Origin of the sequence: Pseudomonas canadensis, assembly GCF_000503215.1 — a bacterium.
GTDB classification, from domain to species: Bacteria; Pseudomonadota; Gammaproteobacteria; order Pseudomonadales; family Pseudomonadaceae; genus Aquipseudomonas; species Aquipseudomonas canadensis.
On the sequence record NZ_KI628539.1, the window covers coordinates 403,501 to 422,646 of the forward strand.

At 60.6% G+C, this 19,146-nt stretch carries 18 protein-coding genes; 11 read left to right on the plus strand and 7 right to left on the minus strand.

Annotation, left to right across the window (positions count from 1 at the left end; genetic code table 11):
• Positions 1-4: 4 nt before the first annotated feature.
• Positions 5-583: an RNA polymerase sigma factor gene (locus U367_RS0124615; protein WP_028618977.1), complete on the plus strand. Its 579-nt coding sequence runs from the start codon at positions 5-7 to the stop codon at positions 581-583.
• Positions 580-1,557 carry a FecR family protein gene (locus U367_RS0124620; RefSeq protein ID WP_028618978.1) on the plus strand — a complete coding sequence of 326 codons (978 nt, stop codon included), beginning with the start codon at positions 580-582 and terminating at the stop codon, positions 1,555-1,557. Before U367_RS0124615 ends, U367_RS0124620 begins: the two co-directional genes overlap by 4 nt.
• Before the next feature lies 1 nt (position 1,558).
• On the opposite strand, the gene U367_RS0124625 is transcribed toward U367_RS0124620, so the two are convergent.
• The gene (locus tag U367_RS0124625; protein WP_028618979.1) at positions 1,559-1,909 is read right to left on the minus strand and encodes a glutaredoxin family protein; all 351 of its coding nucleotides are present in this window, start codon (positions 1,907-1,909) and stop codon (positions 1,559-1,561) included.
• A complete protein-coding gene (yejK, locus tag U367_RS0124630) occupies positions 1,909-2,913 on the minus strand; it encodes a nucleoid-associated protein YejK (RefSeq protein ID WP_010212893.1) in 1,005 nt (334 codons plus the stop codon). Before yejK ends, U367_RS0124625 begins: the two co-directional genes overlap by 1 nt.
• Before the next feature lie 396 nt (positions 2,914-3,309).
• Here yejK and U367_RS0124635 point away from each other — a divergent pair, with 396 nt between their 5' ends.
• The gene (locus tag U367_RS0124635) at positions 3,310-3,591 is read left to right on the plus strand and encodes an HU family DNA-binding protein (protein ID WP_003188840.1); all 282 of its coding nucleotides are present in this window, start codon (positions 3,310-3,312) and stop codon (positions 3,589-3,591) included.
• 64 nt (positions 3,592-3,655) lie between these two features.
• Here the strand turns inward: U367_RS0124635 and rlmF are convergent, their stop codons facing one another.
• From rlmF to U367_RS0124660, 5 genes are all read right to left on the minus strand, one after another.
• Entirely contained in the window at positions 3,656-4,675 is a 1,020-nt protein-coding gene (rlmF, locus tag U367_RS0124640) for a 23S rRNA (adenine(1618)-N(6))-methyltransferase RlmF (RefSeq protein WP_028618980.1), read from the minus strand.
• A 227-nt stretch (positions 4,676-4,902) separates the two neighbouring features.
• Positions 4,903-7,749, minus strand: coding sequence for a valine--tRNA ligase (locus tag U367_RS0124645; protein WP_028618981.1), 2,847 nt, complete (start codon positions 7,747-7,749; stop codon positions 4,903-4,905).
• Positions 7,750-7,962: 213 nt separating this feature from the next.
• On the minus strand, positions 7,963-8,340 hold the full coding sequence (locus tag U367_RS0124650; protein WP_028618982.1) for a hypothetical protein: 378 nt from the start codon (positions 8,338-8,340) through the stop codon (positions 7,963-7,965).
• A 7-nt stretch (positions 8,341-8,347) separates the two neighbouring features.
• Positions 8,348-8,776 (minus strand): DNA polymerase III subunit chi, encoded by a 429-nt coding sequence (locus tag U367_RS0124655; protein ID WP_010212887.1) that lies wholly within the window; start codon positions 8,774-8,776, stop codon positions 8,348-8,350.
• Between the two features lie 112 nt (positions 8,777-8,888).
• Positions 8,889-10,379 carry a leucyl aminopeptidase gene (locus U367_RS0124660; RefSeq protein WP_028618983.1) on the minus strand — a complete coding sequence of 497 codons (1,491 nt, stop codon included), beginning with the start codon at positions 10,377-10,379 and terminating at the stop codon, positions 8,889-8,891.
• Positions 10,380-10,662: 283 nt separating this feature from the next.
• Here U367_RS0124660 and lptF point away from each other — a divergent pair, with 283 nt between their 5' ends.
• From lptF to pdxJ, 8 genes are all read left to right on the plus strand, one after another.
• Complete coding sequence (lptF, locus tag U367_RS0124665; RefSeq protein ID WP_028618984.1) at positions 10,663-11,781, plus strand: LPS export ABC transporter permease LptF; 1,119 nt, start codon at positions 10,663-10,665, stop codon at positions 11,779-11,781.
• Complete coding sequence (gene lptG / locus U367_RS0124670; RefSeq protein WP_028618985.1) at positions 11,774-12,853, plus strand: LPS export ABC transporter permease LptG; 1,080 nt, start codon at positions 11,774-11,776, stop codon at positions 12,851-12,853. The genes lptF and lptG overlap by 8 nt, the downstream gene beginning before the upstream one ends.
• A gap of 151 nt (positions 12,854-13,004) precedes the next feature.
• Entirely contained in the window at positions 13,005-14,804 is a 1,800-nt protein-coding gene (lepA, locus tag U367_RS0124675) for a translation elongation factor 4 (protein ID WP_028618986.1), read from the plus strand.
• Positions 14,805-14,809: 5 nt separating this feature from the next.
• Positions 14,810-15,664 carry a signal peptidase I gene (lepB, locus tag U367_RS0124680; protein ID WP_028618987.1) on the plus strand — a complete coding sequence of 285 codons (855 nt, stop codon included), beginning with the start codon at positions 14,810-14,812 and terminating at the stop codon, positions 15,662-15,664.
• A 150-nt stretch (positions 15,665-15,814) separates the two neighbouring features.
• On the plus strand, positions 15,815-16,504 hold the full coding sequence (gene rnc, locus U367_RS0124685; protein ID WP_016978270.1) for a ribonuclease III: 690 nt from the start codon (positions 15,815-15,817) through the stop codon (positions 16,502-16,504).
• Positions 16,497-17,399 (plus strand): GTPase Era, encoded by a 903-nt coding sequence (gene era, locus U367_RS0124690; protein ID WP_028618988.1) that lies wholly within the window; start codon positions 16,497-16,499, stop codon positions 17,397-17,399. Before rnc ends, era begins: the two co-directional genes overlap by 8 nt.
• A gap of 183 nt (positions 17,400-17,582) precedes the next feature.
• Positions 17,583-18,272 (plus strand): DNA repair protein RecO, encoded by a 690-nt coding sequence (recO, locus tag U367_RS0124695; protein WP_016978272.1) that lies wholly within the window; start codon positions 17,583-17,585, stop codon positions 18,270-18,272.
• 51 nt (positions 18,273-18,323) lie between these two features.
• On the plus strand, positions 18,324-19,067 hold the full coding sequence (gene pdxJ, locus U367_RS0124700) for a pyridoxine 5'-phosphate synthase (RefSeq protein WP_028618989.1): 744 nt from the start codon (positions 18,324-18,326) through the stop codon (positions 19,065-19,067).
• Positions 19,068-19,146: the final 79 nt, after the last annotated feature.

Here is a 19,146-nt window from a genome sequence, read left to right on the forward strand (position 1 = left end):
GCCCATGATGATCAGCACGCCACCCGAATCCCAGGACAGCCAGCACGCTGACGCGGCAGGTGGGCGTGCGCATTTCCTGCAGGTGTTTTTATCCCAGCGTTCGCAGATGGAAGCCTTGGTGAGTCGCCGCGTGGGGTGTCGCGCCACGGCGGCCGACCTGGTGCAGGACCTATTCCTGCGTTTCTGGCGCCGGCCGTTGGTGCAGGTCGAGGAGCTCAGCACCTACCTGCTGCGCTGCGCCGGCAATATCGCCATCGACCACCTGCGCAGCGAAGGTGCACGGGTACGCAGCAGTGAAGGCTGGCTGCCCGAACAGCAAGACAACCAAGGTTCCGAACCCCAGGCAGCATTGGAAGCCGGCAATGACCTGCGCCACGTCGAAGCCGCCTTGCGCAGCCTGCCCGAGCGCACGCGCCAGATTTTCCTGCTCAACCGCATTCACGGTCGCAAGTACGCGGAAATCGCCAAGGTCATGGGCCTGTCCCAAAGTGCCGTGGAAAAACATATGATGCGTGCCCTTGAAGCCTGCAAAGCCAGCCTTCGCGAACCATCGCCCCCACGCACGCCAGGGAAAGCAACGTGAACGCCACCCCCACGCCCGCCCAGGAACAAGCCGCACTGGCCTGGCTGAGCCTATTGCATGATCAGCCCAGCAGTGGCGACCAAGCCACTTTCAGTCAGTGGTTGCGGGCTGATCCGGCGCACGTTGAGGCCTATTCCCAGGCCCAGGTGCTCTGGGAATTGAGCGAAGTGCCGGCACGCCAGCTGGCGGATGAAGAGGCGTTGGCGTTGCAGGGCTACCTCAATGCGATGACCACCTCGAAGCGTTCACGGGTGGTGCGTTGGTCCGGCGCCTTGGCGATGGCTGCGTGCCTATTGCTGATGGTATCCATGGGGGCCGGCTGGCAGCCGTCACGCTGGATCGATGATCTCGGTGCCGACTACGTGACGGCGCCGGGTGAAGTCAAAACCGTCACGCTGGCCGATCAATCCCAGGTGACCCTCGATGCTGACAGCGCCATTGCCGTGGACTTCAGCCGTGGCGAGCGCCACATCCAGTTGCGTCGAGGTGCCGGTTTTTTTAGCGTGACCCACACCGGGCAGTCCTTTGTGGTGGAGGCGGGCAGCGGTGAGGCGCGGGTGCTGGGGACGCAATTCGAAGTGCGCCTGCAACCGGCAGGCGCTCAGGTGACGGTGTTGTCCGGGCGGGTGGGCGTGACGCCGTCCAAACAGGGTCAGCAGCAAATTCTTACAGCGGGTCAGCAAGTGGCCTACGCCGAGGGTGTTGCGGACCCTCTGCACGCGGTAGACAGTGAATCGCGCCTGGCCTGGCGCGACGGTTGGCTCAACTACTACAAGGCGCCGTTGGCGGACGTGGTCAAGGACCTGGGTCGCTACTACCCCGGCCGCATCCTGTTGCTCAACGAAGAGATGGGCGCCAAGCGCGTCAGCGGGAGCTTCCCGAGCAAGGACCCGCAAGCGGTGTTGAATGCGTTGCAGGCCGTGCTCGGCTTTGAGCAGCACACATTATTAGGGCGGATGATCGTGGTGCGCTGATTTACTTCAGCGCCGCCATGATTTTTTCTGGGTTGTAATCGCGAATCAGCGTGCCGTTCACGTCCACAAACGGAATCCCTGCGCCCCCCAGCGCCTCATACGCCTTGCGCGCCTGGGCGTCTTTGTCGATGTCGAACGCCTGGTAGGGTATGCCTTTCTGGTCCAGGAACCGGCGGATCTGCTTGCAGTAACCACACCACTCGGTCGAGTAGAGCACCACACGCGCTGAAGCACGTACGTGCTCCGGCGCCACTTGTGAAGGGTTGAACACCCGTTCGATCTTGCCCCAGTTCTGGATCACCACCACGACCAGCAACACCAGCAGGACTTTTTTAAAGACCCCGCCGAGCATCAGTTGCGGCGCTTGAGCTGGTCAGTCAGTTGGGTCGGCAGGCCCTTGATGATCAAGGTGCCAGCGGCTTCGTCGTATTCGATCTTGTCGCCCAGCAGGTGCGCCTCAAAGCTGATGGACAAACCCTCGGCGCGACCGGTGAAACGGCGAAACTGGTTGAGCGTGCGTTTATCCGCCGGGATTTCCGGCGACAGGCCATAGTCCTTGTTGCGGATATGGTCATAGAACGCCTTAGGCCGATCTTCATCGATCAATCCTGACAATTCTTCCAGCCCCATCGGTTCACCGAGCTTGGCCTGGCTGCTGGCGTAGTCCACCAGGGTCTTGGTTTTCTCGCGGGCGGACTCGTCCGGCAGGTCTTCGCTTTCGACGAAGTCACTGAACGCCTTGAGCAGGGTGCGGGTCTCGCCCGGGCCGTCGACGCCTTCCTGGCAGCCGATGAAGTCGCGGAAATACTCCGAGACCTTCTTGCCGTTCTTGCCCTTGATAAAGGAAATGTACTGCTTGGACTGCTTGTTGTTCTGCCACTCGGACACGTTTATACGTGCCGCCAAGTGCAATTGGCCGAGGTCCAGGTGGCGCGAGGGGGTCACGTCCAGCTCGTCGGTCACCGCCACGCCTTCGCTGTGGTGCAGCAGGGCGATGGCCAGGTAGTCGGTCATGCCTTGCTGGTAGTGGGCGAACAGTACATGGCCGCCGGTGGAGAGGTTGGACTCCTCCATCAGCTTCTGCAGGTGCTCGACCGCCGTGCGGCTGAAGGTGGTGAAGTCCTGCCCACCGTCGAAATACTCCTTCAACCAGCCGCTGAACGGGTGCGCGCCGGACTCGGCATGGAAGAAACCCCAGGCCTTGCCTTGCTTGGCGTTATAGCTCTCGTTGAGGTCGGCAAGCATGTTCTCGATGGCGGCCGATTCGGCAAGCTCGGAGTCGCGGGCGTGAAGAACTGCAGGTGTGCCGTCGGGTTTTTTGTCGATCAAGTGGACGATGCAATGACGGATCGGCATAGGCTTCTCGGCTGGTTGAGCGGGGAGCGGTGGGCCTCCCCGAAAAGTCGCCAAGTGTACCGCACCATTGGCCGAGACGGGCTTCGAAGGGTGTTTTGGCCGCCCTCCGACGGGCTATATGCCTTTTTTTCACGGTTTAGAGCGATAAAGCTGACCAAATGGGTAGGTAGAAGCGGATATTTCCCCGTCTCTGTGCTAGTTTTGCCCCGTCTTACGCCAAGTCTCGGCGATAAGCGTGCATTCAGCATCTGTCAGGTCGAACCAATCCCCGTTTCAAGCATCTATAACCCCGATCTCCGTGGTTATAGCCGGGGGTGCCAGGCCATGACGGTCGGGCTCGACGGCTGACACTGCACTCTGCAATCCATATGAATTTGATAGGGAAGGAACACCACAATGGCTATTACTAAAGACCAACTGATCGCTGACCTGGCTGAAGCAGTAGACGCACCGAAAACCACCGTGCGCGCTCTGCTGGACCAACTGAGCCAAGTTGTTGCTGACCAGCTGGAAAACGGCGGCGAAATCACTCTGCCAGGCGTTGGCAAACTGAAAGTGACCGAGCGTCCTGCCCGTACTGGCCGTAACCCTTCGACTGGCGCTGCCATCGAAATCGCTGCCAAGAAAGTTATCAAGCTGGTTGTGGCCAAAGGCCTGACCGACGCTGTTAACAAGTAAGACGCAGCAAAAAAAACCGTGCTCCGGAGCGATCCGGGCACGGTTTTTTGTTGCCTGCTATTTGTCAGTCGCGAACCCAGCGCTGGCGCCAGATCTGTTGCTCGTTCTTGGTCTGGAAAGTCCACGCCACAAACCGGCTCTGCTTCTGGCCCTGGGACATTTCCACGACTTGGCTCTCCAGCACGCCGGCCTTTTTCAGGGCCGTCTCAATTGCGGGCAAATTCGACGCTTTCGACACCAGCGTGCTGAACCACAGCACCTTATGGGCAAAGTGCGCACTTTCGGCAATCAGTTGCGTCACAAAACGCGCTTCACCCCCTTCACACCACAACTCGGCCGATTGGCCGCCGAAGTTCAGCACCGGCAACTTGCGCTTTGGGTCCGCCTTGCCGAGGGCGCGCCACTTGCGTTCGCTGCCCTTGGTGGCTTCATCCATGGACGCATGGAACGGCGGGTTGCACATGGTCAGGTCAAAACGCTCGCCCGGCTCCAGCAGGCCCAGCAGGATCTGCTTGGGATTGCTCTGCTGGCGCAGCTGGATGACTTTGCTCAGGTCATTGGACTGCACAATGGCCTTGGCTGCGGCCACGGCGATAGGGTCGACTTCCGAGCCCAGGAAGTTCCAGCGGTATTCCATGTAGCCAATCAGCGGGTAGACGCAGTTGGCGCCCATGCCGATGTCCAGCACCTTGACGATAGAGCCGCGCGGGATCTTGCCGTCGTTGGTGCTGGCCAGCAGGTCGGCCAGGAAGTGCACGTAGTCCGCACGCCCCGGCACCGGTGGGCACAGGTAGTCGGCCGGAATGTCCCAGTGCTGGATGCCATAGAAGGCTTTCAGCAGCGCTCGGTTGAACACCCGCACCGCATCCGGGCTGGCAAAGTCGATACTTTCCTTGCCGTACGGGTTGATGATCACGAATTTCGCCAGTTCCGGCGTGGTCTTGATCAGCGCCGGGAAGTCGTAACGACCTGTGTGGCGGTTGCGTGGGTGCAACGTCGCCTCTTTGCGCGGCGCGACGGGCTTGGCCGTGGCGGCGGTTTTAGGCTTCTTGCGCGGAGGTTTTGGCGTGCTGGGGGCGGTCATGGGCTACGTCGATTCTGGGGTTGCTTCAAAAGTGGTGGGTATTGTCACACATTCCGAAGTTGACCTCGGTTAAATGTGGGAGCGGGCTTGCTCGCGAATACGGTGGATCAGTCATTGGGTGTGTGTCTGATAGACCGCATTCGCGAGCAAGCCCGCTCCCACATCGATTGGGTTTTCACACCCAAAAAAAAGAGGCCCGAAGGCCTCTTTCTGACACGCGGTCCACCTTACAGGCTGGAGATCCGCGCATGTTGCTCCGCCAGCTTGCCCAGGGCCTGTTCAGCCTCGGCCAGCTTGGCGCGTTCTTTCTCGATCACTTCAGCCGGTGCCTTGTCGACGAAGGCCGCGTTGGACAGCTTGCCGCCCACGCGTTGTACTTCGCCTTGCAGGCGGCTGATTTCCTTGTCGAGACGAGCCAGTTCGGCACCCTTGTCGATCAGTCCTGCCATCGGCACCAGCACTTCCATCTCGCCGACCAGTGCGGTCGCGGACAGTGGTGCTTCTTCGCCGGCTGCCAATACGGTGATCGACTCCAGCTTCGCCAGCTTCTTGAGCAGTGCATCGTTCTCGGTGAGACGACGCTGGTCTTCGGCACTGGCGTTCTTCACAAACACCGCCAATGGCTTGCCCGGCCCGATGTTCATCTCGGCACGGATGTTACGCGTGCCCATCATCAGGGTCTTGAGCCATTCGATATCGCTTTCGGCTGCCTCATCGATGCGCGCTTCGTTGGCCACCGGCCAAGGTTGCAGCATGATGGTCTTGCCTTCGATACCGGCCAGCGGCGCCAGGCGCTGCCAGATTTCTTCGGTGATGAACGGCATGAACGGGTGCGCCAGACGCAACGCCACTTCCAGTACGCGAACCAGGGTGCGACGGGTGCCGCGCTGGCGTTCGACCGGCGCGTTTTCGTCCCACAGCACCGGCTTGGACAGTTCCAGGTACCAGTCGCAATACTGGTTCCAGATGAACTCGTACAAGGCCTGTGCGGCCAGGTCGAAACGGAACTGGTCGAGCTGGCGGGTCACTTCGGCTTCGGTGCGCTGAAGCTGCGAAATGATCCAGCGGTCGGCCAGGCTCAGCTCATAGGCTTCACCGTTCTGGCCGCAGTCTTCGCCTTTATCCAGCACGTAGCGCGCAGCGTTCCAGATCTTGTTGCAGAAGTTGCGATAGCCTTCGACGCGGCCCATGTCGAACTTGATGTCGCGACCAGTGGAGGCCAGCGAGCAGAAGGTGAAGCGCAGGGCGTCGGTGCCATAGCTGGCAATACCATCGGCGAACTCGTCGCGGGTCTGCTTCTCGATCTTCTTCGCCAGTTTCGGCTGCATCAGGCCGGAGGTGCGTTTCTGTACCAGGGTTTCCAGGTCGATGCCGTCGATGATATCCAGCGGGTCCAGGACGTTGCCCTTGGACTTGGACATCTTCTGGCCCTGGCCATCACGCACCAGGCCGTGCACGTACACGGTCTTGAACGGTACCTGCGGCGTGCCGTCCTCGTTCTTCACCAGGTGCATGGTCAGCATGATCATCCGGGCAACCCAGAAGAAAATGATGTCGAAACCAGTGACCAGCACGTCGGTGGAGTGGAATTTCTTGAGGAATTCGGTCTGCTGCGGCCAGCCCAGGGTGGAGAAGGTCCACAGGCCCGAGCTGAACCAGGTGTCCAGTACGTCGTTATCCTGTTGCAGCGCAATGTCGGCACCGAGGTTGTGCTTGGCACGCACTTCGGCTTCGTCGCGGCCTACATAGACCTTGCCCGCCTCGTCGTACCAGGCCGGAATGCGGTGACCCCACCACAGCTGACGGCTGATGCACCAATCCTGGATGTCGCGCATCCACGAGAAGTACATGTTTTCGTACTGTTTCGGCACGAACTGGATGCGGCCATCTTCCACGGCGGCGATGGCAGGTTCTGCCAAAGGCTTGGTGGACACGTACCACTGGTCGGTCAGCCACGGCTCGATCACGGTGCCGGAACGGTCGCCCTTCGGCACTTTCAGGCCGTGGTCGTCAACGCTCACCAGCAAACCGGCAGCATCGAAGGCGGCGACGATCTGCTTGCGTGCTTCGAAGCGGTCGAGACCGGCGTATTCAGTCGGGATCTTGCCGTCGATGCTCTCGTTCAGCGTGCCGTCCAGGTTGAACACCTGGCAGGCCGGCAGTACGGCGGCGTTTTTGTCAAAGATGTTCAGCAGTGGCAGGTTGTGGCGCTTGCCGACTTCGTAGTCGTTGAAATCGTGGGCCGGGGTGATCTTCACGCAGCCGGTGCCGAATTCAGGGTCGCAGTAGTCGTCCGCGATGATCGGGATGCGACGGCCAACCAATGGCAGTTCAACGAACTTGCCGATCAGCGCCTGGTAGCGTTCGTCGTTCGGGTTAACCGCGACGGCGGCGTCGCCGAGCATGGTTTCCGGACGAGTGGTGGCGACGATCAGGTAGTCGTTGCCTTCAGCAGTCTTGGCGCCGTCGGCCAGCGGGTATTTGAGGTTCCACAGGAAGCCTTTCTCGTCGTGGTTTTCCACTTCGAGATCGGAAATCGCCGTGTGCAACTTGGTGTCCCAGTTGACCAAGCGCTTGCCGCGGTAGATCAGGCCGTCTTCATGCAGGCGCACGAAGGCTTCTTTCACGGCTTCCGACAGGCCGTCGTCCATGGTGAAGCGCTCGCGGCTCCAGTCGACGGACGAACCGAGGCGACGGATCTGACGGCTGATATTGCCGCCGGACTGGTCTTTCCATTCCCAGATCTTTTCCAGGAATTTCTCGCGACCCAGGTCGTGACGGTTCTGGCCGGTGGCTTCGAGTTGGCGTTCCACCAGCATTTGCGTGGCGATACCGGCGTGGTCGGTGCCCGGTTGCCACAGGGTGTTGCGGCCCTGCATGCGGCGGAAACGGATCAACGCATCCATGATCGCATTGTTGAAGCCATGGCCCATGTGCAGGCTGCCAGTGACGTTCGGTGGCGGAATCATGATGGTGTAGGAATCGCCCGCGCCTTGCGGGGCGAAATAGTTCTCGGATTCCCAGGTGTTGTACCAGGAAGTTTCGATGGCGTGCGGCTGGTAGGTCTTATCCATGCGCGGCGGGACCCTAGTTGGCATTTATTCAGGAAAGCCGGCAAGTATAACGGGGGATAGGGCGCAGGGCGAGGCGAAGACGGGCTTGAAATGTATGGGCGGCAAATGTGGGAGCGGGCTTGCTCGCGAAAGCGGTGGATCAGCCAATGCATGTGCTGACGGTCACACCGTTTTCGCGAGCAAGCCCGCTCCCACAGGGGATCTGCGTTGGCTTCAATTCTGGTACTGGCTCAGCAACCGCTCCATCCGTGCATCCAGCCGGCGCTTGATCTCGGTCTCGATGTGCGGCGCAAAGTCATCGATCACGTCTTGCATGATCAACTGCGCAGCGGCGCGCAGTTCGTTGTCCAGGTGCAGCAGCAGGGCGTCGGGACTTTTTTCGACAGCGGCAGGCGCGGCGGTCTCGACCACCGGTACCGGTGCGACGGGCTTGCCGCCGACCATGTCAAACAACAGCGGAATCTGTACCTCGCCCTCGACCGAATCGGTCAACAGCGGCGGTTGCAAGTCATCATCACCGAGCAACTGACGGATCGACTCCAGGTCGTCCAGCAGGTGATCGTCTTTTTTTATAGGGTTGGGATTGTCCATCATGTGCTCAAAGTCGTTGTAGCCGGTGATCTTGCAGAGGATAGCCCTGTTCGCGGTAGAAACGGAAACTCTCCCGCGCGGCCTGACGAATAGCCGGATCCTCCACCACCACTTCCGCCACACGGGCGAATGCCTTGGCGAAAGGCGGTACTTTCAGGTCCAGGTTGACCAGCAGGTCCTGGTGATCGCCGCAACTGTCCCCTAAACCCAGGACAACCAGGCCTTCGGGTTCGGACTCGGCAGGGCCGTGAGGCACAAAGCTTTCGCCCTTGAAGCGCCACAGGCGAGCATCCAGCTCATCGCGTTGGGCGGCATCGCTGCAATGCAGGTAGATGCGGTGGCCCATGCGCCAGGCTTTTTCAGTGAGTTTGCAGGCAAAGTCCAGGCGCGCGAGCGGGTCGGCGCTGGGCAATATATAGAAGTCGACTTGGGTCATTGCATTTCCTGGGCGTGCGCATATCCCTTGTAGGAACCGGCTTGCCGGCGATGAGTCCCTTGAATCAGGAAGCCATCGCCGGCAAGCCGGCTCCTACAGAGGGAGGATTGCGTTAGGCCTTGGCGCGATCCAGCAGGTACTGGGTCAGCAGGGGAACCGGACGGCCGGTTGCGCCCTTGTCCTTGCCGCCGCTGGTCCAGGCCGTGCCGGCGATGTCCAGGTGCGCCCAGTTGAAGTTCTTGGCAAAGCGCGACAGGAAGCAAGCCGCGGTGATGGTGCCGGCTTTCGGACCGCCGATGTTGGCGATGTCGGCGAAGGGGCTGTCCAGTTGTTCCTGGTACTCATCGAACAGCGGCAGTTGCCAGGCGCGGTCGTCTGCGGCTTTGCCGGCGCTGAGCAGTTGCTCGATCAGCTCATCGCTGTTGCCCAGCAGGCCCGAGGTGTGCGAACCCAGGGCGACGATGCAGGCACCGGTCAGGGTGGCGATGTCGATCACGGCCTGTGGCTTGAAGCGTTCGGCGTAGGTCAGGGCATCGCACAGCACCAGGCGGCCTTCGGCGTCGGTGTTGAGGATTTCGACAGTCTGGCCACTCAGGGTGGTGACGATGTCGCCCGGACGGGTCGCGCCGCCGCTCGGCATGTTCTCGGCGCAGGCCAGGATGCACACCAGGTTGATCGGCAGCTTGAGTTCCAGCACGGCACGCAGGGTGCCGAACACGCTGGCGGCGCCGCCCATGTCGTACTTCATCTCGTCCATGCCCAGGCCCGGCTTGAGGCTGATGCCGCCGGTGTCAAAGGTGATGCCTTTGCCGACCAGGGCGTAAGGCTTCTCGGACTTCTTGCCGCCGTTGTATTGCATCACGATCAGGCGTGGCGGCTGGTCGCTGCCCTGGCCCACGGCATAGAACGAGCCCATGCCCAGTTCCTTGATCTTCTTCTCGTCCAGCACTTCGACTTTCAGGCCCTTGAACTCTTTGCCCAGCGCCTTGGCTTGTTCGCCCAGGAAAGTCGGGTGGCAGATGTTCGGCGGCAGGTTGCCCAGATCGCGGGTAAACGACATGCCGTTGGCGATGGCGGTCGCGTGGGTCACGGCGCGCTCGACTTCAGCCTGGGCGGCCTTGATGGTCAGCAGGGTGATTTTCTTCAGGGCGCGCGGTTCGGCCTTGGTGCTCTTGAACTGGTCGAAAATGTAGCCGCCGTCCACCAGGCTCTCGGCCAGCAGGCGGGTCTTGCCGTAGCTGTCGCGGCCTTTGACCACGACTTCATCGAGTGCCAGCGTGGCGTCAGTGCCGCCCAGGCCCTTGAGGGTGGTGAGGATGCCGCTGATGATTTTGCGGAACGGACGGTCGCCCAGTTCAACGTCCTTGCCCACGCCCACCAGCAATACGCGGTCGGCTTTCAGGTTGGGCAGGCTCTGCAACAGCAGGCTCTGGCCGACTTTGCCGGCCAGGTCGCCGCGCTTGAGCACTGCGCTGATGGCGCCGCCGCTGAGTTCGTCGAGTTGCTTGGCGGCAACGCCGAGCTTGCGGCCTTCGCCAATGGCGACCACGAGGGTGGCGGTTTTCAACGTTTCGGGGCTAACGCTTTTTACAACCAATTCCATTTTCGGGTCCCTTATAAAGGTCGGTTAGCCAGGAGTCTGTACTCCGGCTTTAATACCAGGCAGCTGTGTAAACCGCCGGCGACAAAGGCCGCAGTTTGAACCTCGCCGGCGGAGGCTGACAACCCTTGTCACCCGCTTTGTGCATGTGCATGAGGTTGCGCAGTGACAGGCGCGGTCAATCACAGGATAATGCGCCATCTTTTTAGCCGGTCCGTGCAAACGGGCTGACTCGGTATGCTTGCTTGTTTGGCCGCCTTAGCCTGACAACCCTGGAGTGTCTGGTTTGATCGTCTTCCGTTATCTGTCCCGCGAAGTCCTGTTGACCCTGAGTGCCGTGAGTGCGGTATTGCTGGTCATCATCATGAGTGGTCGTTTCGTCAAATACCTGGCCCAGGCTGCCTCCGGCGCCCTGGATCCGGGCTCGCTGTTCCTGATCATGGGCTTTCGTCTGCCGGGCTTCCTGCAGCTGATCCTGCCGCTCGGCCTGTTTCTCGGGATCCTGCTGGCCTACGGCCGCCTTTACCTCGAAAGCGAAATGACCGTGCTCTCGGCCACCGGCATGAGCCAACAGCGCCTGTTGGGCATGACCATGATCCCGGCCGCCGGCGTTGCGCTGATCGTGGCCTGGCTGAGCCTGAGCCTGGCCCCACAAGGTGCCATGCAGTTCCAACTGGTACTGAATAAACAGGACGCGATGACCGAGTTCGACACCCTCGAACCCGGCCGCTTCCAGGCGCTCAATGACGGTTCGCGGGTGACCTACACCGAAACCCTGACCGACGACCGTGCCAACTTGGGCGGCGTGTTCATCTCCGAGAAGCGTCTGGGCCAGGACAAGAAAGACCGTGGCATTTCCGTGCTGGTGGCCGATTCCGGTCGCCAGGAAGTGCGTCCTGACGGCAGCCGCTACCTGATCCTGGAAAATGGCTATCGCTACGATGGCAGCCCGGGCATGGCCGATTACCGTGCGATCAAGTACGACACCTATGGCGTGATGCTGGCCCGTCCGGATATCAGCGACGAAGTCACCGACCGCGACGCCATCCCGACCACCGAGCTGTTCGGTAGCAAGGAACTGCGCTCGATTGCCGAGCTGCAATGGCGGATTTCCCTGCCGTTGCTGGTGTTCATCGTGACCTTGATGGCGGTGCCGCTGTCGCGCGTCAACCCACGCCAGGGCCGCTTCCTCAAGCTGTTGCCGGCGATTCTGCTGTACATGGCTTACCTCACCATCCTGATTTCCGCCCGTGGCTCCCTGGAGAAAGGCAAGCTGTCGCCGACCCTCGGTCTGTGGTGGGTGCACGGGATCTTCCTGGTGATTGGCCTGGGCCTGCTCTATTGGGAACCGATCCGTTTGAAAATGATGAGCCGTCGTGGCCAGAAGGAGTTGGCTCGTGGCTAAGCTCGATCGCTACATTGGTAGCAGCGTACTGATCGCCATCCTGGCGGTATTGGGCATCATCCTCGGTCTGGCCTCGTTGTTTGCCTTCATCGATGAAGTCGGCAACGTCAGCGATACCTACACCGTGTGGGACGTGCTGAGCTACGTGGCCCTTACCGCGCCACGTCGCCTCTACGACATGATGCCGATGGCCGCGCTGATCGGCTGCCTGATCGGCCTGGGCAGCCTGGCCAGCAATAGCGAACTGACCATCATGCGCGCTGCTGGCGTGTCCATTGGTCGAATCGTCTGGGCGGTCATGAAACCCATGCTGCTGCTGATGGCGTGCAGCGTGCTGATCGGCGAATATGTCGCGCCGCCGGCCGAAACCACGGCCCAGGCTAATCGCGCCCTGGCCCAGGGTTCAGGCGATGCACAAAGCGCCAAGCACGGCCTGTGGCACCGCCAGGGCGAAGAATTCATTCATATCAACGCCGTGCAGCCGGGCGGCCTGTTGATTGGTGTCACGCGCTATACGTTCGACAAAGAACGTCACCTTTTGGAGTCAAGCTTCGCCAAACGTGCGCAATACGGCGGCGAAAAGTGGCAACTCAGCGACGTTACCACTACTTATTTCCGTAACGTCGGCCAGGGCACCAAGGCCAGCACCGAAGTGATCAACGTGCCGAGCCAGGAGTGGGATATTGCCCTCAAGCCGGAACTGTTGAATACCGTGGTGATGATCCCGGAAAGCCTGCCGATCTCCGGGTTGTGGGGTTACATCCACTACCTGAAGGACCAGGGCTTGAACAATGGCCGCTACTGGCTGGCATTTTGGGTCAAGGTGTTGCAACCGGTGGTGACTGCCGCGTTGGTGCTGATGGCAATTTCCTTCATCTTTGGCCCATTGCGTTCCGTGACCTTGGGGCAGCGCGTATTCACGGGCGTGCTGGTGGGCTTCACCTTCCGCATTGCCCAGGACCTGCTCGGCCCGTCGAGCCTGGTGTTTGGCTTCTCGCCGCTGTTTGCGGTGCTGGTGCCCACGGCCATCTGCGCGTTGGCCGGTTTCTGGCTGTTGCGCCGGGCCGGTTGATTCCGCGCTTATGAACAAAAAATGCCCCGGTCGAGAGATCGGGGCATTTTTGTTCTGGTCAGCAAAGATGACGTCTGGCCTGAGCATCAGGTACAATTCCCGGCTATTTTTCAGCGGGCAATCTGCCTGCAGCCTTTTTGAGTGTTGATCCGTGAGTGATTTGAGTCATATCCGCAATTTCTCCATCATCGCCCACATTGACCATGGTAAGTCGACGCTGGCCGATCGATTCATCCAGATGTGCGGCGGCCTTGCCGAGCGTGAAATGGAAGCCCAGGTGCTGGACTCCATGGACCTCGAACGCGAGCGCGGGATCACCATCAAGGCCCACAGCGTTACGCTGTATTACAAAGCCAAAGACGGCATCACCTACCAACTGAACTTCATTGACACCCCAGGCCACGTCGACTTCACCTACGAAGTCAGCCGGTCCCTGGCGGCCTGTGAAGGTGCCTTGCTGGTGGTTGACGCAGGGCAGGGTGTGGAAGCGCAGTCGGTTGCCAACTGCTACACCGCGATCGAGCAGGGCCTGGAAGTCATGCCCGTGCTGAACAAGATCGACCTGCCTCAGGCCGAGCCTGAGCGCGTCAAGGAAGAGATCGAGAAGATCATCGGCATCGACGCCACCGACGCCGTCACCTGCAGCGCCAAGACCGGCCTGGGTGTCGACGAAGTGCTCGAACGTCTGGTGCAGACCATTCCAGCCCCGACCGGCAACTACGAAGATCCGCTGCAAGCGTTGATCATCGACTCCTGGTTCGACAACTACCTGGGCGTTGTCTCCCTGGTACGCGTGCGCCACGGCCGTGTGAAGAAGGGCGACAAGATCCTGGTCAAATCCACCGGCAAGATCCACCTGGTGGACAGCGTCGGTGTCTTCAACCCCAAGCACACCGCGACCGTTGATCTGAAAGCCGGTGAAGTGGGTTTCATCATCGCCGGTATCAAGGACATCCACGGCGCGCCGGTGGGTGACACCCTGACCCTGAGCTCCACGCCGGATGTCGACGTGCTGCCAGGCTTCAAGCGCATCCAGCCGCAGGTCTACGCGGGTCTGTTCCCGGTCAGTTCCGATGACTTCGAAGACTTCCGCGAGGCCCTGCAAAAGCTGACCCTCAACGACTCGTCGTTGCAGTACACCCCGGAAAGCTCCGACGCCCTGGGCTTCGGCTTCCGCTGTGGCTTCCTGGGCATGCTGCACATGGAAATCATCCAGGAGCGCCTCGAACGCGAATACGACCTGGACCTGATCACCACCGCGCCAACGGTTATTTTCGAGTTGTTGCTGAAAACCGGTGAAACGATTTACGTCGACAACCCGTCCAAGCTCCCGGATCTCTCGGCGATCGAAGACATGCGCGAGCCTATCGTGCGGGCCAATATCCTGGTTCCGCAGGAGCACTTGGGCAACGTTATTACCCTGTGTATTGAAAAGCGTGGCGTGCAGCGCGACATGCTGTTCCTCGGCACCCAGGTCCAAGTGACCTACGACATGCCGATGAACGAAGTGGTATTGGACTTCTTCGACCGCCTCAAATCCACCAGCCGCGGCTATGCTTCGCTGGATTACCATTTCGACCGTTACCAATCGGCTAATCTGGTGAAACTGGATGTGTTGATCAACGGCGACAAGGTCGATGCCCTGGCACTGATCGTGCACAAGGACAACGCGCACTATAAAGGTCGCCAGTTGACCGAGAAGATGAAAGAACTGATTCCGCGTCAGATGTTCGACGTCGCGATCCAGGCCGCCATCGGCGGGCAGATCATTGCGCGGACCTCCGTCAAGGCACTCAGAAAGAACGTACTGGCCAAATGCTACGGCGGTGACGTAAGCCGTAAGCGCAAGCTGCTTGAGAAGCAAAAGGCCGGTAAAAAACGCATGAAGCAAGTAGGTAACGTGGAAGTTCCACAAGAAGCCTTCCTTGCGGTGCTCAGGTTGGATAGTTAGGTCCTATGTCGCTAAATTTCCCGCTGTTGCTGGTCATCGCCGTTGCCGTTTGCGGTCTCCTGGCGTTGCTCGATCTGGTGTTCTTCGCCCCGCGTCGGCGGGCGGCTATCGCGTCCTATCAGGGCAGCGTCAGCCAGCCCGATGGCGTGGTGATCGAGAAGCTGAACAAAGAGCCTTTGCTGGTTGAATACGGCAAGTCGTTCTTCCCGGTGTTGTTCATCGTGCTGGTGCTGCGTTCGTTCCTGGTGGAGCCGTTTCAGATTCCCTCGGGGTCGATGAAACCTACCCTGGACGTGGGCGACTTCATCCTGGTGAACAAGTTCTCCTACGGGATCCGCCTGCCGGTGATCGACAAGAAGGTCATCGAAGTCGGTGATCCGCAGCGCGGCGACGTGATGGTGTTTCGCTACCCGAGCGACCCGAACGTCAACTACATCAAGCGCGTGGTCGGCCTGCCGGGCGACGTGATCCGCTACACCAGCGACAAGCGCCTGCTTATCAATGGTGAGTCGGTGGCCGAGAAACTGATCGGCTCCGAGCCGAACAGCCTGGGCAGCGCCGAGCTGTACCAGGAAAAACTCGGTACGGTAGAGCACGAAATCCGCAAGGAAATGAGCCGCTACCGTGCCCAGCCTGACGGCCAGTGGACAGTGCCGGCCGGGCACTACTTCATGATGGGCGACAACCGCGACAACTCCAATGACAGCCGGTACTGGGATGACCCAAACATTCCCAAGGACCTGCTGGGCATGGTTCCCGACCAGAATATCGTCGGCAAGGCCTTCGCGGTCTGGATGAGCTGGCCGGAACCCAAACTCAGCCACTTGCCGAACTTCTCGCGGGTCGGGCTGATCAAGTAATACAGGCGGCGCTGTGAACACAGCGCCGAATGCTTTTCTGGGGTGGGGACAAATCTGTCCTGCCTCATGCTGCACCAACCAGGATTTGAATTTGAACACTGCGTCAATCGTCGATGGCCGCCGGTGCCACCAAACAGATATGGGTAAACCGTGAGCGTTTCTCTAAGTCGTCTCGAGCGCCAGCTCGGCTACACCTTCAAGGACCAGGAACTGATGGTCCTTGCCCTCACACACCGCAGCTTTGCAGGGCGCAATAACGAGCGCCTGGAATTCCTCGGTGATGCCATCCTTAATTTCGTCGCCGGTGAAGCCCTGTTCGAGCGCTTCCCCCAAGCCCGTGAAGGCCAGTTGTCGCGCTTGCGCGCCCGCCTGGTGAAAGGCGAGACCCTGGCCGTGCTGGCCCGTGGTTTCGGCCTGGGTGAGTACCTGCGCCTGGGCTCCGGTGAACTGAAGAGTGGTGGTTTCCGCCGTGAATCGATCCTGGCTGACGCTCTCGAAGCGCTGATCGGTGCCATCTATCTCGATGCAGGCATGGAAGCGGCCAAGGAACGTGTCACCGCGTGGCTGACCTCCGAGATTGAAAGCCTCACGCTGGTCGACACCAACAAGGACCCCAAGACCCGCCTGCAGGAATTCCTGCAGTCCCGTGGTTGCGAACTGCCACGCTACGAAGTGGTGGATATCCAGGGTGAGCCGCATTGCCGCGTATTCTTCGTGGAATGTGAAATCACCTTACTGAACGAAAAAAGCCGAGGTCAGGGTGTGAGCCGTCGTATTGCCGAACAGGTAGCGGCCGCTGCAGCACTGATTGCCCTGGGCGTGGAGAATGGCCATGACTGATTCAACCGCAACACGCTGTGGCTATGTTGCCATCGTCGGCCGCCCGAACGTGGGCAAGTCCACGCTGCTGAACCACATCCTCGGCCAGAAGCTCGCGATCACCTCGCGCAAGCCGCAGACCACCCGCCACAACATGCTGGGCATCAAGACCGAAGGCAACGTGCAAGCGGTCTACGTCGACACCCCAGGCATGCACAAAGGTGGCGAGAAAGCCCTGAACCGCTACATGAACAAGACCGCTTCGGCGGCGTTGAAAGACGTCGACGTGGTGATCTTCGTGGTCGACCGCACCAAGTGGACCGACGAAGACCAGATGGTCCTCGAGCGTGTGCAGTACGTCACCGGCCCGTTGATCGTCGCGCTGAACAAGACCGACCGTATCGAAGACAAAGCCGAATTGATGCCGCACCTGAGCTGGCTGCAGGAACAACTGCCGAACGCGCAGATCATCCCGATCTCGGCCCAGCACGGTCACAACCTGGAGGCTCTGGAGCGTGTGATCGCCGAGCACTTGCCGGAGAACGAGCACTTCTTCCCGGAAGACCAGATCACCGACCGCAGCAGCCGTTTCCTTGCCGCCGAACTGGTGCGTGAGAAAATCATGCGCCAGATGGGCGCCGAGCTGCCGTACCAGATCACCGTCGAGATCGAAGAGTTCAAGCAGCAGGGCAAGACCTTGCACATCCATGCGCTGATCCTCGTCGAACGTGACGGGCAGAAGAAGATCATCATTGGCGACAAGGGCGAGCGCATCAAGCGCATCGGCACCGAAGCGCGCAAGGACATGGAGTTGCTGTTCGACTCCAAGATCATGCTCAACCTGTGGGTGAAGGTGAAGGGTGGCTGGTCCGATGATGAGCGTGCACTGCGCTCCCTGGGCTACGGCGACCTGTAAGAGCACCGCTGGTGATGCGGGGCGGGCTTGTTGTGGTGAGCGGGCTTGCCCCGCGCTGGGCTGCGAAGCAGCCCTAAAACCAGGCCCCGAGATCTGACCGAATGAACCCCGGTTATTTGACTGGGGCTGCTTCGCATCCCAGCGCGGGGCAAGCCCGCTCTCCACAGAAGCAATGAGGCTTCAATGTCCCAATCCCCACCCCCCAGCCAACTCGCCTACGTCCTGCACAGCCGTGCCTACCGCGAGACCAGCGCCTTGGTGGACTTCCTCACGCCCCAAGGCCGCCTGCGCGCTGTCTTGCGCAGTGCGCGCGGCAAGGCGGGCACGCTGGCACGGCCATTTGTGGCCCTGGACGTGGAGTTTCGCGGCAAAGGCGAGTTGAAAAATGTCGGTCGCATGGAAAGCGTCGGTACTTCTGCCTGGCTCAATGGCGAGGCGCTGTTCAGCGGTCTCTACCTCAATGAACTGTTGATCCGCCTGCTCCCCGCTGAAGACCCGCACCCGGCCGTCTTCGATCACTACGCTGCCACCTTGTTGGCGCTGGCCGAAGGCCGTCCTCTGGAACCACTGCTGCGCGCCTTCGAATGGCGCCTGCTCGATGACCTGGGCTACGGCTTCGAACTGGCCAACGACCTGCACGGCGACCCCATCGCCGCTGATGGCATGTACCGCCTGCAAGTCGATGCCGGTCTCGAACGCGTCTACCTGCTGCAACCCGGCCTGTTCCAAGGCACGGAATTGCTGGCCATGAGCGAAGCCGACTGGACCGCCCCCGGCGCCTTGTCCGCCGCCAAGCGCCTGATGCGCCAGGCCCTGGCCGTGCACTTGGGCGGCCGGCCGTTGGTCAGTCGCGAGTTGTTTCGAAAGCCCTGACATCCCCGTGTATGCTGTGCACCGATTCTTTCCCTTTTCAGGAGCGCTTCCGTGACCACCAGCAATCGCATTCTTCTTGGCGTCAACATCGACCACGTCGCTACCCTGCGCCAGGCCCGGGGCACCCGTTACCCTGACCCGGTCAAGGCCGCGCTGGACGCCGAAGAAGCGGGTGCCGACGGTATCACCGTGCACCTGCGCGAAGACCGCCGCCACATTCAGGAGCGTGACGTGCTGATGCTCAAGGAGGTGCTGCAAACCCGCATGAACTTCGAGATGGGCGTCACCGAAGAAATGATGCAGTTCGCCGAGCGCATCCGCCCGGCGCACATCTGCCTGGTGCCGGAAACCCGCCAGGAACTGACCACCGAAGGCGGCCTCGACGTGGCCGGCCAGGAAGCACGGATCAAGGCTGCCGTGGAGCGCTTGTCGAAAATCGGCAGTGAAGTCTCACTGTTCATCGATGCCGACGAGCGCCAGATCGAAGCGTCGCGTCGTGTCGGTGCGCCGGCCATCGAACTGCACACCGGCCGCTACGCCGATGCCACCACGCCCACCGAAGTGGCCGACGAGCTGCAACGCATTATTGACGGTGTGAGCTGCGGCCTCAAGGAAGGCCTGATCGTCAACGCCGGGCATGGCCTGCACTACCACAACGTCGAAGCCGTGGCCGCAATCAAGGGCATCAACGAGCTGAACATCGGCCATGCGCTGGTGGCTCATGCGCTGTTCGTCGGCTTCAAAGGTGCGGTGGCTGAGATGAAAGCCCTGATCCTGGGCGCTGCCAAGGCCTGATCCGTCGATCATTTTGTAGGAGCGAGCTTGCTCGCGAAGGTCGTTAACGATGACGCGGGGAGCCTGGCTTTTCGAGTTG

Coding starts and splice junctions, on each gene's coding strand:
- U367_RS0124615 (WP_028618977.1), top strand. CDS start 5: ATGATGATCAGCACGCCACCCGAATCCCAGGACAGCCAGCACGCTGAC.
- U367_RS0124625 (WP_028618979.1), bottom strand. CDS start 1,909: ATGCTCGGCGGGGTCTTTAAAAAAGTCCTGCTGGTGTTGCTGGTCGTG.
- yejK (WP_010212893.1), bottom strand. CDS start 2,913: ATGCCGATCCGTCATTGCATCGTCCACTTGATCGACAAAAAACCCGAC.
- U367_RS0124635 (WP_003188840.1), top strand. CDS start 3,310: ATGGCTATTACTAAAGACCAACTGATCGCTGACCTGGCTGAAGCAGTA.
- rlmF (WP_028618980.1), bottom strand. CDS start 4,675: ATGACCGCCCCCAGCACGCCAAAACCTCCGCGCAAGAAGCCTAAAACC.
- U367_RS0124645 (WP_028618981.1), bottom strand. CDS start 7,749: ATGGATAAGACCTACCAGCCGCACGCCATCGAAACTTCCTGGTACAAC.
- U367_RS0124650 (WP_028618982.1), bottom strand. CDS start 8,340: ATGGACAATCCCAACCCTATAAAAAAAGACGATCACCTGCTGGACGAC.
- U367_RS0124655 (WP_010212887.1), bottom strand. CDS start 8,776: ATGACCCAAGTCGACTTCTATATATTGCCCAGCGCCGACCCGCTCGCG.
- U367_RS0124660 (WP_028618983.1), bottom strand. CDS start 10,379: ATGGAATTGGTTGTAAAAAGCGTTAGCCCCGAAACGTTGAAAACCGCC.
- lepB (WP_028618987.1), top strand. CDS start 14,810: ATGTCGCTAAATTTCCCGCTGTTGCTGGTCATCGCCGTTGCCGTTTGC.
- era (WP_028618988.1), top strand. CDS start 16,497: ATGACTGATTCAACCGCAACACGCTGTGGCTATGTTGCCATCGTCGGC.
- recO (WP_016978272.1), top strand. CDS start 17,583: ATGTCCCAATCCCCACCCCCCAGCCAACTCGCCTACGTCCTGCACAGC.